7 protein-coding genes are annotated in these 15,959 nt (G+C 67.9%); all 7 read right to left on the bottom strand.

The genetic code is table 11. The features are described from left to right. Positions 1 to 7: 7 nt before the first annotated feature. The 7 genes from dpdK to dpdE are packed head-to-tail and all read right to left on the bottom strand — an operon-like array spanning position 8 to position 15,391. Positions 8 to 526: a phospholipase D-like domain-containing protein DpdK gene (gene dpdK, locus HNR20_RS19315; protein WP_184181799.1), complete on the bottom strand. Its 519-nt coding sequence runs from the start codon at positions 524 to 526 to the stop codon at positions 8 to 10. Then, positions 523 to 4,944: a protein DpdJ gene (gene dpdJ, locus HNR20_RS19310; RefSeq protein WP_184181797.1), complete on the bottom strand. Its 4,422-nt coding sequence runs from the start codon at positions 4,942 to 4,944 to the stop codon at positions 523 to 525. Before dpdJ ends, dpdK begins: the two co-directional genes overlap by 4 nt. Continuing rightward, positions 4,941 to 5,612 (bottom strand): hypothetical protein, encoded by a 672-nt coding sequence (locus tag HNR20_RS19305; RefSeq protein WP_184181795.1) that lies wholly within the window; start codon positions 5,610 to 5,612, stop codon positions 4,941 to 4,943. The genes dpdJ and HNR20_RS19305 overlap by 4 nt, the downstream gene beginning before the upstream one ends. Next, the gene (gene dpdH / locus HNR20_RS19300) at positions 5,605 to 8,682 is read right to left on the bottom strand and encodes a protein DpdH (protein WP_184181793.1); all 3,078 of its coding nucleotides are present in this window, start codon (positions 8,680 to 8,682) and stop codon (positions 5,605 to 5,607) included. The genes HNR20_RS19305 and dpdH overlap by 8 nt, the downstream gene beginning before the upstream one ends. After that, the gene (gene dpdG, locus HNR20_RS19295) at positions 8,675 to 9,577 is read right to left on the bottom strand and encodes a protein DpdG (RefSeq protein WP_184181791.1); all 903 of its coding nucleotides are present in this window, start codon (positions 9,575 to 9,577) and stop codon (positions 8,675 to 8,677) included. Before dpdG ends, dpdH begins: the two co-directional genes overlap by 8 nt. Next, complete coding sequence (gene dpdF / locus HNR20_RS19290; RefSeq protein ID WP_184181789.1) at positions 9,571 to 12,120, bottom strand: protein DpdF; 2,550 nt, start codon at positions 12,118 to 12,120, stop codon at positions 9,571 to 9,573. The genes dpdG and dpdF overlap by 7 nt, the downstream gene beginning before the upstream one ends. Further along, entirely contained in the window at positions 12,107 to 15,391 is a 3,285-nt protein-coding gene (gene dpdE, locus HNR20_RS19285; protein ID WP_260321866.1) for a protein DpdE, read from the bottom strand. Before dpdE ends, dpdF begins: the two co-directional genes overlap by 14 nt. Positions 15,392 to 15,959: the final 568 nt, after the last annotated feature.

Raw genomic sequence — 15,959 nt, 5'->3', positions numbered from 1 at the left:
GCCGCCCTCACCTGGCGTTCTCGAAGCGGCGGGCGAAGTCGACCCGGGCGGTGCTGGCGATTGCGGGATCGACGCGGTAGCTCACGATCTCGTCATTCACTCTCATGCCGCGGTATGTGAAGTTCATCGAGCCGGTCATCAACCAGTCGTCGCCGCACAGCGTCTTCTCATGCACGTCCTCGGCGCACACCACCTGGGCATAGCCCGGCGCCGCCTGCCGCAGCAGCCGGTCGATAAAGACATCGTTGAAAGGGTCGGGTCGGGTCACCACCGACAGCCGGCCACCGCCGTGGGTAATCCCCGCCAGCACCTGGGCAAAGGTGTAGACACGACTGGAGGGGTCGACGAACACGCTGTCATAGGCGGCGGCGCGGTTGTCGATGACGTCGACGTCGCCGATCCACGGTGACACCAGCCACAGGTGGCGGCTGGGCGCCATCAACTCGGCCAACAGCACGGTGGCCAGGATTCCGTCGATCCGGACCCCGGTGCTGCCGCTGGTCCGGACCACCCGCTCGTCGCTCATTGGGCGAACTCCCGAATCTCAACCACGCACCGCACCTGGGCGGCCTCTCGATCGACGGCGCGGACGTCGCCATACACCCGCAGCGCCCCGTGGTCCACGGCGATGGCGGGTAACGCGCGCATGGCGGCAGTCAGGTCCGCAACCCGGTCGACCGGTGCGACCAGTCGCACCGCCCCGCGGGCCGCGATCTCGTTGACGTACCGTTGCCGCCACTGTGGCTCGGTGACGTCAACGTGGGTCAGCCGCTCGTCGTGGGCCGCTCCCACGAGTAGGCGGTCGAGCAGCGCCGGCAGCGCGTACGGCTGGTAGTGGGCCAATTGCTGGGATCGAGCCTCCGCGCCCCGCGGCCACAGCATGCTGTACACCTGGTCGGCACCAAAGCGGCGCGGATCCAGGCCGGCAATCGTGATGCCGCCGTTGCCGACGAGGTAGGCGAAGATAGCGGCTTCGACTTCGAAACCGAGGTGATCCTGGACGCTGTCCCAGGCCTGCATCAGATCCAGCACCAGCCGGTCGGTGCCCGCGTCAGTCCCCTGCCGCAGCAGGCGGGTGGACAGCGCCGCCACCGCCTGCGGGCGGGGGTAGCCGTCGATCTGCGCCCAGGACGAGCGCAGCGTCACCAGGGCCTCTTCGGCTTCTGCGGCCGAAGGCGGATCGCGCAGCACGGCAACAGCCTGGGCCGCCGCGGACTGCGGATCGGCCACCAGGTGGCGCAGCAGTTGGGTCAGTGTGGTGTGCAGGTACTCGTAGTCGCTGGGTGCCAGCGCGCTGTCGACGAGCGCCCAGAACCGGCGCGGGTCCTGCTGGTAGTAGGGGACGAGTTGGGTTATGACGCCGAGGCCGCCGACCGCGGTCTCACTCAGCCAGATCGTTGTAGGGGCCTCGGCGGTTTCGGCCGGCAGGACGTCGACGATGAGGTCACCGTCCTGGGCGTCGGGGCAGGCCCGTTGAGCAGCGGCCAGGATCGCGGCCGCTACGGTCTCCCGGTAGGTGCGTTGGGCTAGGTCCGCAGTCAGCGCCGCGACCTCGTCGCACCACAGGAGGCGGCTGTGCCGGTCCACAGCGTCGATGACCGCGGGCCGACCTGCCAAGGCGCTCAGGTCGTCGACCAGGCGGCTGGGGGCCGTACTGCCATCGCTGCGGTAGATGGCGTTCAGCACACGATCGATGTCGGCCGCCCATCGGCCCGAGGCCAGCGCTCGATGCGTGTCCTGCGTGTCGGCGTTGGTGTCTGCAACGCGCCGCAGGGAGTAGGCGGTGGTGTAAACCAGGGCTAGCCAGCCACGCTGGAACGTGTTGGCGTCCTCGTCGAGCGCCGGGTCCGCCGCCAGGGCGGCCTTGAAGGCGGTGGACCGCCACTGTGGTGAGCGCAGGTGCGCGGCGACCGCCTCCTTAGCCAGGTCCAGGGGTGCCACGGTGAATCGAATCGCGTCGACGTCCAGGCTGAAGCCCAACGCGGCCGGCTCACCCCGGTGCCGGTACCGAACCGTGCTGGTTACCGTCGTTGTCCGTCCGCTGCCGGTCACCGTGGTACACGCGGCGCCGGTGGTCATCCGCCGGACCTGGACCGGGTTGCCGGAGGCGCCAGTAGCGAATCCCACCGACAGCACCCGGTCCTGCCACCGTGAGGGCCGGGGAATGGCACCCTCATAGAGGTGGTCAGGGAGAAACTGCGAGGACCATAGTGGGGTTCCCTGTGACTGGTCTCGCACGTCCAGCGGCGGTTCCGTCAAGTTGATCAGGTGCGGGCGCAGCACCCTAACCGCCGGTTCGCCGGCCGGCTCCCACCAGCCTTCGTCGTCGTAATGTGCGGCGAAGGAGGCGATTTCCACAACGCCAGCAGCCTCCGGGTCGGGCAGTGGCAGCCAGGTGCGGTCGCGGGCCCTGCGGTACCCGTACCGGTGACTCACCCGACCCGGCACCGCCTCGCGCAGCACCCGCTCGATCGGCATCGACTCGTCGTCGGCGTGGAACGGCAGTCGGAAGGACACCTCCGGCACGTTGAGTGGATCGAACAAGGTGCGGGTCACGAACTCAGGCAGCAGCGATCCCGGGCGCGCTCCCGGTTCCGGCACATAGGCCCGCCAGCCCGACTCCAGCCGTCGCAGGATGGTCGGGACGACGCTGAGCAGCAGGGACCGCGGGGGCTCCCACAGCAGGGCGCTCACCTCGTCGGCGGAGATGTCCAGCGCCCGGCGCAGCCAGCTGGCAAGGTCAGCCTGAACGTTGCTGTCCTCCAGCAGTGCCCGCAACTGTTTGAGTACCACCTCGGCGTCGGGGTGCGGGTTAGGGCCCTTCGGCTTCGGCGCCTGGACCACCCGCCTTGAGTCACACTGAGTGCGCCGGCCTACCCAGTCCAGCATCGCCTGGGTCGCCTGGATCTTCAGCACGAAACGGTTACTCACCGGCAACCGCCGAGCGGGGAGTTCTGGCGCGAACAGTTGGTCGTAGGCCTGGTAGGTAAGCCGGTCTCGACCAAAATCTGAGAGCGTCACCACCGTCCATGGCCGGGTGAGGCGCCGCCGGCCAGCCCGACCACGCCGTTGCAGGAATGATGCGGCGTCGCGTGGTGCCTTGTGCTGCATGACCAGACCAACCCGGTCGTCGTCCACGCCGACCTCTAGCGACGCGGTCGCTACCACCAGGTCTGCGTCCTGGTCCACCCCGCTGTCCTGGGAGGACGTGCGGCTGACCCGCAGGCCGTGGGTCATCGCCTGTGGGTCGAGGTGCCGACCGATGCGGTGCACCAGTTCCCAGGACTGTCCGTCGACGTATTGGTCGTGCGTGGCACCGTTGGCAGACCGGAGCCCGGCCAGCACCTGCGGGCGGCGGCCCGGCCCCGCGCTCCGGCCGCCCTCCGCGTGAACGAGGTCGTTGAACAGGCGGTTGGTAACGTCAAGGTCGTCGGTGAAGACGAATCCGCGCGACCCGTACAGCAGTTCGGCACCGCGCACATCGAGGGTGCGGCCATACAACATCGCCGCCTGAATCGTGGTCGACAGTGGGCTGACCCGGGACACCGGGTCCACCCGCAGCGCGATCGCGTACTCCCGGCCCTCCTCCTCCAGATCCGTTGGGCGCGGGGTGAGGTAGTCGACGTCGTGGCGGTCGACGCCGGTGAGCTCGCCGAAGAAGTCGGCGGCGTCGCGCAATGTCGCGCTCAGGCCCACCATGGTGGCCTGGCGGCCCAAGCCGCTGCGCCACCGGCGCAGGAGCAACGCGACCTGCGCGCCGTGCATCCCGCCGTAGGTGTGCGCCTCGTCCAGCAAGACCAGCTTGGGCACCTTCCGGCCCGTCCACCCCAGCAGTGGGGCCTGTCGCGGGTCCGTGCTGCTGATGTTAAGCATTTCGGTGGTGGTGAATAGCAGGTCCGGCGGATTGCGGTGCAGTCCGTCCCGGGTGAGGACCAGGTGTGCGATCGCAGCCTGGGCGCACCGCTGATCAGTGCAGCGCAGGCGCTCTCTCGGCGGCACGGCCGTACGGTCGGCCTCGGCCCACACCAGGTCGCCACGGCAAGTGGGGCACTTGAGGTACGGGCACACGGCGTCGCCGCCATGTCGGCGCCAGGCCCCGTCGCCGCCGTGGCCCAGCCGCCGATCGTCGGCCTGGTACAGGGTGTCGCCGTACAGGACGCCGATGCGCAGCGGCCGGCCACCGTGCGCGCGCTGCGCATCGTTCACGGCGGTGACGTTCGCTACCGCCTCGCGGAGTTGGTCGCGCAGCAACTCGTTGCGCGGGTATAGCGCCAGGGTATGCACACCGCCACCGCCGGCGTGCGCGTTGTCGGCCATCGCCATCAGCGCCGGCAAATAGAACGCCAACGTTTTGCCGCTACCGGTACCCGCGCCGACGATCACCGCACGGCCCACGCCAGCGGCGAGGTGGCGGCGGATCGCGGTGCTCGCCTCCACCTGGAACCGGGCCAGCTCACGCTCGCCGAGAAGCGCGCGGACCACCGCGGTCTGGCGCTCGCCCAGACCGTTGTCATCCAGCGACGACAGCGCCGCCAGTAGCGACTCGACCGGGATATCCCGCGCCGGGTAGCGACGCCGAGCTACGTGCAAACGGTAGTCGGCGACGAGCTTCGGTGATTGGTCCCACCAGCGGCCAGTCCGGTTGGTGATCGGGAACATCTGACGCAGCGCGGCCGTGAGCCGCACCGTCTCGGCCAACCTGGTCCGGTAACTGCGTGGAGAGGATCGGGGAACTTCGAGTAGCAGTCCGCGCCGCTCCAACTCCTCCAGTACCTCATCTGCGAGCACGTAGGGCGCATCGGGGTCGAGCAGGCGCTCCTCAATCGCAGCCAGCACCTCGTCACGAGCGATGACGCCGCTGGTCACTCCCCAGCTGAGCAGCGGCAGTTCCAGATCCTCCAGGTCGTCGAGCACCCCGGACAGGAAACGCCGATCGTCGATCATGTGGCCCTCCGCCGGACCTCGACGGTACCGGCGAGCTGCCGGTCGTACAGCAACTGCAGGTCGGCCGGTGTCAGCTTGTCCAGCGTTGTCCCGACCTGCAGCCGCTGCAGCAGGTCGAGGACCTCCGGGTCGGGATCGGGGGTGCTGTCGAGCTGGGCCCGTAGTTCGCGGTGGCTAATCGCGAACTGCTGGATGGCCGCCGCCCGCAGGTCGCCACGGCGTAGCTTCTCCAGATCGGCCAGGGTCTCCTCGGCTGCGAACGCCTCCCCGGCGGGGAGCATCACCAGCCGATCCCGGCGCAGTTCCGCCAGGCGCTGCTCGCACCAAGACCGCCACGCCTCCCGCAACGCCTGCCGCAGTTGGTTCTCCACTCCCTCCACCGTGCGGGCCGCGGCGTCGAGGGCCGGCTTGGAAGGTAGTCCCTCGCCGGCCCGCTGGCGGAAACGCTCCAGTCCGTCGTCGACGTTGCTCAGCGGGATGTCTGCACCGTACTGGTTCAAGCGACGCGCCGCCTCCAGCGTGGTCCGCAACCCGTCCAGCTTGTCGCGCAGGGTGCTGATCCTGGTGCTCACCGCTATGGCGGTCGCCTCCTCCTGCTGGCCTAACCCGATCCGCCGGGCCTCCGAGGCCACCATCAGGGCCTTGTCCCGCACTGACTGGTTACTCATGGGACTCCTCTCCATGGTGCGGGTCCGCAACGATCAGTTCCCACTCGGTGCGCACCTCGCGGACCATGTCGGCAAGGTCCTCGCCCAGCCCACCGGTGCGTAGACGGGCCGACTCCAGGCCGCCAGTCAGCCACCCATCGCAGTCATGCAGAAACTCCATCAGGGGCGCCAGGTCGACGCCGCGGTCACGGACCGCCGCGGTGATGCGGGCCCGCTGCCATTGGCGGTCTTCGGCCGACTCGATCCGTTCCAGATCGCGGCGCAGTTGGTCGAAGGCTCGCCAGTCACGGGCCCGCATCTCGGCCAGTCGCGCCGGGAACGTCTGCCGCATCTCGCCACTGGGCACCAGCCCGACTGCCGTCGCCTCCTGGAACGCCTGCTCGACAGCGTCGAGCGTCTCGCCCAGGCCCACGCCGATCGGCAGCCATCCAGCGAGCCGGTCACGGTGCTGGCGCAACACGGTCAACTGGCCTTCCACCAGCGTCTCGAAAGTGCGGAGCGGAGCCGCAGCGCCCCGGTACCAGGGCGCCGTGGTCGCGCCGGGCTCCCATGTCCACAGGGTGGCCGCGCGTCGTACCAGCGGCAGGGCCCGGGCGGCGTCGAGGATCCGTGCGTCCGCGCCGGTGGTGCCCTGCCGGGCACCCAGCAGTTGGCGCAACTCCGCGACCAACGCGCGGCGGTGGGTCCGATGCTTTTCGTAGGCGTCGACCCAGCGCTCGATGCGCAGGGCGGCGTCGGCCAGGCGCCACGAGGCGCCGTCGTCGAATGCCACGTCCATCAGATCGGCATCGCTCATGCCGGGCCAGGCCAGTCCAGCCAGCGAAGCGCCCATCAACGACACGGTCAGGCCCGCCGTCAGGTGCTCCTCCTCGGCGGACCGGACCCGCTGCACCGCCCGGACGAGGTCGCCCTGGTACCGCCCGGCGATTCGGGCCAACTGCGGCAGGGCGGCGGCATTACCGGGGTCATCGACCCCCTGCTCTAAGGTAAGCAATTGGCGGAAGAAAACGGCGTTCCGCGCGTTGCGCTTGAAGCGGATCGGCGCCCCGGTGCTCTGCGCCTCGGCCTCGGCGTCCTCGATAGACACGACGCTGGACTTGGCCGGCCAAGCCACGCGTTTTACATCAGAGTTCGGCTCGGCCATCAATGGTCTGCTCCAGTCGCACCGGTTGACAATCGCGGTACTGATGATGCGCCGGATCTCCGATGCGGTGTTCTGGTGCAGCGGGCGACGGCCTGCCTCCCATTCGGCAACGTAGTCGACCATGGACCGTAGTGAGCTGGGCCACTTGTCCTGCGGATCGGCGACGAGCGCCGGCTTCTGGACGTGCGGCTTCGCGGTGCCCGGGCTGTCGGGTGAGCGTCGAGGAGTCGGAGGAGTGATGGACGCGTTCGATGCGGTGGAGAGGATGTTGATCCGAAATGCCTCGTGGATGCCCGACTTCAGGTTGCGCACTCCCTTAGGAGCGCCCCCCCAGAACTCCAGCAGCAGTGCCCGACGTTCGTGGTCCACCGGATCGAGGTCCTCGATGTTTACCTTGACCGCCGGCGAAAGCGCAGACTGGCCGCGAGCCATCGGAAACTGCTCCCGGAACCGGGGGCTGGGGAAATGGCCGGTGGCCAGTGACTCGGCGTCCTCCAGTACCGGCCGGATGACCCGCCCGATAACCCGACGGGGGTTGAACGTGTCGTCCACCCCGGCGGTGCTCTCGACGGCCCTGCGCAGGGCCTCCCAGTTGAACGGGAACAGGCCGTATCCGTCCTCGGAGACGCCGAACGCCTCGTGGCACGAGGGGCCGAACTGGCACTCGGCGCACGCGTTGGGCACGGGCGCCTTGTCGGCTACACCGGCCGCGTCCAGGTTCTCCGCTCCGATGCGGGCGGCGTTAAGGTACCGACCGACGAAGTCCATCGTGTACCCGGGACCCTCGGTATCCGGGTCGAACGGGGCGTCGAGGTCGTAGACATACGGGGTGGCCGCTTCGACGCGCGTCAGGACGGTATCGGCCAGGTTGCGGTAGTAACCGGTGGTTACCGCCATCAGCGTACGCACCGGGGCCAGCACCTGCTGGCCGTCGCGCACGCCGGCTTCGATCAGCGCCTCGAGCAGGTCGCGCTGCAGCCCCTGGATGACCGCAAAGTCCTCGATCAGCAGGATGATTTCCTTGGCCTGCTTGTGGTACTCCTCGCGGATGGTCAGCATGGCGTCCTGCAGTCGGCCGCCGAGCTTGAACACCTGCTGTACCGCGGTGGAAAGATTCTCCGTGATCAGGTCGGCTGCGGCCTTCTGCAACTGCGGCCGGCTCATGATCAGCGTGAGCAGAGACCGGACGTCGGCGGCGGCGGCGTTGACGTCGGCGATGTGCGGCAGGTCGTCCGGGGTGAACTGCGTCGGTCGGTCCGACTCGCCGTCACCCCGGTCATGCAGCAGGCTGGCCGCCAGGCGGGGGATCAGTCCGCCCTCTTGGGTCAGGTAGCCGCTGACGTGGACGTCGCGCAGCACCATGGCCAGCTTCGCGGGGCCGACCAGTGCTCGGCGGTTCCTGTCGGTACCGGGGTCGGCCGCGGCGACCGCCTCGGCGACGGCGAACAGCAGATGGCGCTGCAGCGCCTGCTCGTCCATTCCGCTGGCCAGGTCATCGACCTGCCGGCGCAGTTGGATCAGCTTTTCGCTGACGATGTCCTCGCGATCGAGCAGGATCCTGACCAGGACGCGCAGACTAGTGCTTGCCTTGGGAACGTGGATCACCACACGGTTGTCGGCCGGCCGCCGCCTGGTGCGTTCGTACACCCAGCGCACCAGGTGCGACTTGCCGGTGCCGGACTGGCCGATGACCGGCATGAGCAGAACGCCGTTGCCCAGCGGACGGTGCAGGAAATCCTGCAGTACCTCTTCCTCGGTGACCGCTGCGCCAGCCAAGTCGCTGCGGAGTTGCGGGTCGCGTCGGCTTATCCGTAGCGGCGCGTGGGTGGCCAGGAACACCGAGGTGGACGGGCTGACCGCCTCGGTGCTCAGCGTGGCGATCGCCGTCGAAACCTCCCAGCAGACCCTTTCCCGCAGGTCAGACATTGTCGTCTGCTCCAATCTGGACGTCGGTGAACCGGCCTACGCCACCGGCGGCGCGCGGGTCGCTGTACTGGACGCCGCCGGCGGCGTCCGAGGGCGCGCTCAAAATCAACCAGCCTTCTTCACAGCCTCGTTGCAGCGCGAACGACAGCGTGGCCGACACGTCATGCAGACGCGGTTCGAGACCCAGCGCCAGACTGGAACGCCCACCGGGCAGCACCGGCAGCGCCTCGAGCAGCCCGTCGACGAATTCGCGGGCGGTCAGTTGGGTACCTGGCCGCCACGTCTCCCGCACCGTGCGCCGTACCGCCCGGGTGCAGTCGGGCACCAGTGCCCGCGCCCCACTGTATGGCAGCAGTGGCGTGTCGGCGAAGCCCAGGGCGGGCGCCCAGTAGGTAAAGCCGTTCCACCGCGCCATGTTCTTCAGCGGATTCCCAAGGTCCTCGGCCAGCGCGTTGTGCTGTTCGCTACCGAAGGTGTTCGCCGTCACCAGGGCCACCTGGCTGTCCAGGGTCAGGAACCAGCACAGGGAGCGCAGCAGGTCCTTGCCCCGCGTCTGTGACGGGTCGGTGGCGAGTGTCTCGGCGTCGACCCGGGTGAGCACGCGCCGGCGCAGCAGGTCGTAGAAGGCTTCGATGTTCTCGCCGCCGACCGCCCCCGCGTCGGCGGACAGCACGAGGTTCTCCTCGATCCGCTCGACCAGGCCGAGTTCCTCGGCGGTACCCACTGCCCGTTCGAAGGTCCGCTGCTTGTCACCCCCGGGGATGAGGCTCGGTGGGCTGAGAACGGCTTCGGCGTCGGGCAGTCGCTGCCGCTTGCGCGGCTGGCCGGCGAGGTGGCGGACCAGGGCCCACAACGGTCGCGGTAGCGACGACTCGACGTTGATCAGCGCTACCATGCGGAGTCCCTCACCAGGATGTCGAGCGCGACGGATTTGTTCATGTACCGCAACGGCGTATCCAGCCGGTGCGGATCAGGCAGTTCGGCCGGATGGACGAGGTAGGTTGGTTCCGGCCCGGCCAGGCGTTCGGTCAACGCTGCTGGCAGTGGCTCCTGAGCGTCGTCCAGCAGCCAGACCAGTGGTCCTTCGTACGCATTGAGCATGCCGTTGTCGCCGTCCACTATGATCGGGTTCGGCGCAGCCCGGCGCTGCGCTCGCCGCATCACCGCCGCGGTCACGCCGGGGCCGCCCACCACCGCGTAACCACGGCGGGCCAGCGCCTCAATCAGGTCCGGTACCAGGTCGTCGAATTGGGAACGCTGCGACCAGGCGATGCTCAGTAGCGGACCACCCCCCCGGTACCGGGCCAATGGGTCGGGCGGCGCAGGCCAGCGGGCGTTGTCCGGCCATGGTTCGGCCCCACGCCGGCGCAGGCCGCCGGAGTCGGCAACTTGGGCGGTGCGACGGCAGTAGGGGCAGCTGCGACAGAAGCGCGCGGTCGTCAGCACCCCGCCGTCCCACGGCGCCCGGTAATGCTCGGCCAGTACGTCCGCGACGCAGCGGTCTCCCTTGACGAGGATGGACAGCTGGCGGAGCGCGGCGCGCTGCTGCTCCTGCACCTGGTCGCGCTGGGCGTTGAATACTTCCTCAAAGTAGGCAGGGTCATTGAACCGCCCGTCCAGTTCGGAGATGACCCGGAGCACCGGATGGCTACCCGCAGGCGAGGCGCTCTCGCCCTGGTCCTGCCGCTGGGCCGGCGCCTCCTGGCGAATCAAGTCGGCCCGCTCCATCAGGTTGAGCAGCTTGACGTTCCACTGGATGTTGCGGGCGGATTCGTCGCGGAGGTGCGGCGGTAGCTGGACCAGGTCGATCTCCAGCCTGCTGTCCGGCAGCCACCGCGCCTTGCTGCGCATGGCCTGCCACCGTAGCCAGCCGCGGTCGTCGCCGATGAGTATCATGCGATTGATCCGCTCGGCCAGGTTCAGGTCGCCAGGCGCCGTCGCCAGGTACGCCACGCAGGGGCGTCCGTCTCGGCCCCCGCGCCCCACCTCCTGGTAGTAGCGGTCGATGGTCTCGGGTAGGCAGGCGTGCACGACCGCGCGGACGTTGGGCATGTCCACGCCGAGGCCGAACGCTGAGGTGCCGACGACGACGTCGAACCGGGTGTCGGCCCGAACTCCGGTGGCATCCTCGCCGCGCCACCCCGCAAGCACCGCGCGTCTCTCCGTCTCGGTGGACTCCCCGGTCAGCCGGGTGATCCTGCCGAAGCCGGCCCCATCCAGTCGGTCGCGCCACAGTTCGGCGTCCTCACGGGTCGTGGTGTAGAGGATCAGCGGTCGGGGCAAGGCGCCGACAGCCTCCAGCACCGCCTCGTCCCGCGCGTCCCGGTCGTCGAACTCGTCGACCAGGTAAATCGGCTCAGGCCGGGTGTGCGACGCCCAGACCAGTTCCACAGGCCCTGGCCCGCCAAAGGTATTGGCCAGCGTCTGGACCTGTGCGGCGGTGAGTGTGGCGCTCATCGCTACGGTCACCACCTGTCGGCCGGGCGGGGCCTGGTCCAGCCAGGAGCGACGCTTGGCAGCGATCACCTGGAACTCCGGCCGGAAATCGTTGCCCCACTGCTCGACGATGTGCGCCTCATCGATGATCAGATGGGTCAGGTGACCGGCCGCCGCGGCCGCGTCCAGCGCGCTGTTCAGGCCGGTCATCAACGCCTCAGGGGCTGCGATTACCACGCGCTGTTGGCCCGAACGAATGTCGCGGCGGATCGCCTCCTTCGTCGCCCGGTCCTGACCGCCTGTGTAGGCGTACATGCGCGCGGCACCTCCGGCGTTACCGCACTCAAGCAGGTGCTGGCGGAGTCGCCGCTCCATATCCAGAGCGAGGACCACGGTCGGTACCACCATCACCGCCACGCCACCGTGTCGCGTCGCCGGTAACACGCTGGCCCACGCCACCTCCGTCTTACCCTGGCCCGTCGGCAGACAGGCGATGACGGTGGCGCCGGGCGGCGCCGTAGCCACGGTACGCGCGGCCTGGCGCTGCCCCTGCGAGGTGTAATGGGTAAACCGTGGGCCCAGCGCCTCGGTCCAGAAGGGGTCTGCCGGCACCGACAGTGCACGGCTGGAAGCCTCGACGTAAACCTGGCACAGGTCGGCCTTGGCGGTCTCATCACTGTGAGGAGCCCATGGTTCAGCGCTTATCCGCAGCCCGCCCTGGATGGCCAATGTCGCGCAGAGCGCCGACTCCCATTGTCGGGCGTCTGGCAGCACAGGATCCAGGGGTACCACCAGCGACAACTGGACGTCGGTGCGGGCGTGGTCTTCCAGTAGCACCTGACGGGTCAGGGCGGTGAGGTCTCGCCACCGGGCCGTGCCACGCGTGATCCCAGTCAGCGCGTCGCGTAGTCGCCGACAAGTGCCGGCAGCCGGAATGTCGGCGTGGCCGCGCGGCCACGCCCGCCAAATTGACTGAGCGGTGGTCCAATCATCGTGGGGCATGGCCGGCTCCCCACAGGTCGCCCCCGACGACACATATTGCGGCCACTACCCGCAACTTCGGCGTGCGCAGGCCATTGACGAGGAGGTCACTCAGCGCCACGTCGGTGACGTAGCTTTCGGTGTCTGATAGCAGTCGGCCGGCCTCCTTCCGAGCCAGTGCCTGCGCCCGTTGAACAGCCAGCGCCCTCTTGCCTTCCTCGTAGGCTGCGGCAGTCCGGTCACGTACCCGATCGCCCTGAACGATCAGGCGCCGGGCTATAGCCTCGGCACGGCGGGCAGCGGCGGCGAAGCGCTCAGCGCCGCCGAAACTGTCCAACAGCGGAGTGATTCGATCAGAGTTGAGGTTACGGTCTCGCTGGTGCGGGTACGGGGCGTTCAACCAGCGCAGCAAGACCTCGTCCGTGACTTGCGCATCTGCGGCGTCCAACCAAATGCGGCCCATGAACGGCGGCAACAGTAGGTCAGCCTGACGCCGGATGGCATGTAGGGCTTCCGTCCCCGCCGCCCGGTGGGAGAGCGCAGCATCCAAGTCAGCTTCCACAATGACGTCAAAACCGAAGTGAACTGATTCCTGCGACCGTCCCGAACGCCACAGTGCGGAGGCCTGTCCCCGATCGTCAATTGCCACTACGGCGGCGAGTAATTCGATGAGCGGGTTGCCGATGCGGAACAGTCGCACGCCGGGCCGACGCAAGCTGACGTTGCGGTTGAATGCTCCGGTCATGCTGCCCACCGGCAAACGGCTACCTTCCTTAGCCAGGATCAGCGGCGAGATCAGCGGTGGAGTTCGCTGGTCGACTCCGATCGTGACTACCGGCCCGCCGTCCGGCTCGGCCGTCATCCGCAAGCCACCACCGGCGCCATGGATCAGTGCGCGCAGGGCGCTTTCGTGCTGCGGCCAACGCTGCTCCATCCGGTCGATTCGCTTGGCCAGGCGCACACCCAGCGTGGTGTGATGGACGGACTCCAGCGCGTCCATCGCCTCAATCTCCCGACGCTCGCGCACAAGCGCACCGCTGATCTTATCGGCGAATGCCGTCATTGCCGTCGGTCCCTCGTGCAGGGCCACCTCCCAGGCTTGGCCCTGCAACTCGTCCAACATGTCTTGCAGGGCCGACAACGAACCCTCGAACGCACCAAATGCCCGTGTCAGCAACTCACGCCAGGCCGCGGCGAACGACTCGTCCGCGTTGCCGCCCGTCTCGCAGTACTGGAGGGCAGGCTCGCCGTTTGTGCCGAAGCAGCCCGCGAACCGGTCCACCCGGCCCAGCCGCTGCTCCAGGCGATTAGGCGACCAAGGGAGACGTAAGTGAACGACAACATCCGCGTCCTGCAGGTTGAGGCCGTCCTCACCGGTGCCGTCGACGAGCAGGAGTGCGCCGCCGGCGCGCCAGCGGTCCACGTCAGCGGCAGCCTCGGCGGCAGTACGGGTGCGGCTATGCCGCAGTACGTTCCACCCGGTGCGTCGAGCTAACACCGCCTCAAGATCGTCGGCTAGCTGGCCCGGACCGCAGAACACGACCGGCCGTTGCCGGCCCTTGACTGCTTTGGCCAGGCCGTTGAGGCGCGGCGCCGAGTTGACTGCGGCATCGACCAACTCGGTCAATGTCTGACGTTCAAACGGTAGCGGCGGTGCTTGCCGCAACAGCGCGCGCTCGGTCGCCGACAGCCCGGCTCGGTCGGCGGCAGCCGCCTCGCCATCGAGCCGCCACCGCAGCGTGTCAACAAGGTCGTTGGAGAGTTCGTCGGCCCGGCTGGTGAGTACCGCCAACACCTGGCCATAGCCGTGTGCGCCATGGTCGTCATCATGATTCAGCAACCACTGAGCCACCCGCTGCTGCCAAGCCAGAAGTGCCTGGTAGATGAGGTCCGCCCGCTGGCCACCCAACGTCAGGGCGTCGGGGCGGCGACGGCCGCTGACCTCAAACGGCAAGAGATCGTCGTCGGTTACGCGCAGCACCTGCGCCCGACGGTGCCGAATCATCCGGCGGTGAAGCCGGTAGGTCTCGCTGATGTGCGCGCGCAGCACCTCCAGGGCGCCGGCCAACCGCGGCCGGTCGGCCTCGTTGCGCAACTCGTCGTCCTCAGTTAGGAACTGGTGGACGTTTTTGGCGAGCTGAGTGAAGGTGGCATCGTCGGGTATCAGTTCCGCGATCTCCAATAGCACATCCGGTAACAGGATTTCGAGATCTGCGTTAAGCCCGTGGACGGCGTTGGCAAGCCGCCGCCGATCGGCGAAGCGCTGTCGGAATTGTTCGAGATCCGCCCAGCGGTACAGATGGGGGTCAAGCAGGTGCAGCAGGCTCAGGTGCACTTCCGGGCGAGCGGTGGCCGGCGTCGCCGACAGCAGGATCAACCGGGGAACGGCATGAGCCAGAGCCGCCAGTTGCGGATACGGTTCGTCGCGGGGATTGCCGGCGCGAGTAAGGTTGTGCACTTCGTCGATGACGACCAAATCGAAGCCGCGATACTCGATCCAACGTTCCGGTGTTTCATGCTGGCCGATCCGAATCTCCGCCTGAGGGAAGTCTTCGGTGAAGAACTTGGTGCGCAGTTCACTGCTCCACTGTCGGCGCAGAATGTCGGGGGCCAGCACAGCGATTCGGGCGGTCGGATGGTCGATGAGGTGCTGGCGGATGACCAGCCCGGCTTCGATGGTTTTGCCCAGGCCCACCTCGTCAGCCAGCAGGTACCGCTGCACAGGATCGGTGAGCACAGTCAGCGCCGCGTCGATCTGGTGCGGGTAGATCTCGATGGCAGAGGATATCAGCGCTGAGAAGTTGGCCGAGGCTGCGCGCTGGCCGATCAAACTGTGCAGCATCGGTAGGCGCGCGCCGCGGTAGTACGGGGACTCGTTCGCCCGCAGGGCCAGCACTTCGATGGGGGATCGAACCGGCCGATGCCAGCGCACACGCAGTTCGGCAGCGGATACCAGTACATCGAAGTCGCTGTTGGGAAGTCGGATGGCGTAGTCGTCTGGCCCACCGGCGACCACCCGGCCGGCGTGCCATATTCCGGTCCCGGCGTCCAGCCAGAACACCCGCGTCTCCGCAGGCAGGATGACAGGTCGACACTCACTGGCGGGTAGTGACCAAGTGGCCGCCACAGGCTCGGCAGCAGATTCGAATGCTTCAACCTCCGCGCTGGCGCCAACTCGGGCTGCGATCCGAGCGATTCCCGGGATTCGAGGATGTTGCACAAACTGCCCTGGAGTAATTCTCGAATGGAGTACCGACGGGACGTGTGTGGGCTCCGCCGTATCACCGAGCATGAGCCCCCCTTGAGTCGGCACGTGCATCTTTGAGCGCAAAGCAGGAAGATCGACATGAGAAATGCGACCCACGCGCCACTGCGGAGGAACCCCACGGTGACTCCGAGCGGCCAGGACGCAGACGAGAACGAGTTTATACGCTCCAATTCGACCTAAAACGCTTTCCTACCTCCTCGCCTGCTGACCCTCAGTGACGAGTCGACCACCCTGATTTGGCAGCCGGAGCGCGAGTCCGCTGACATGAAGACGATCAAACGCTCCGCATCGACGGTGGGCGGCATCTCCGGCCCAGCAAGCATCGTCCCTCACCTCCCCACAAGGCGTGCCGGGGAGATTACAGGCATGCGCCCAGTCGGCGGGACCCCTGCCCATTCCTCCGTTCAGACGATCCTTCCTAGCCTCTTTGCCATGTCAATAACCTGCGGAGTGGATACGATCACCACAACTACTCGCCGGCAACCAGGCCGTTTCCGTGACTGGGAGCCCTGATCGGAAGGGGTGTGCTGATTGAACGTTTCGATAATTGCGATCCAACTCCTGCCCAGCCGCAGTTTCGAGCTGTCGGTGA

Origin of the sequence: Micromonospora parathelypteridis, assembly GCF_014201145.1 — a bacterium.
In the GTDB taxonomy this organism is placed as follows: domain Bacteria; phylum Actinomycetota; class Actinomycetes; order Mycobacteriales; family Micromonosporaceae; genus Micromonospora; species Micromonospora parathelypteridis.
Note: the sequence above shows the minus strand (reverse complement) of the source record. Positions and strands in the feature narration are given on the sequence as shown.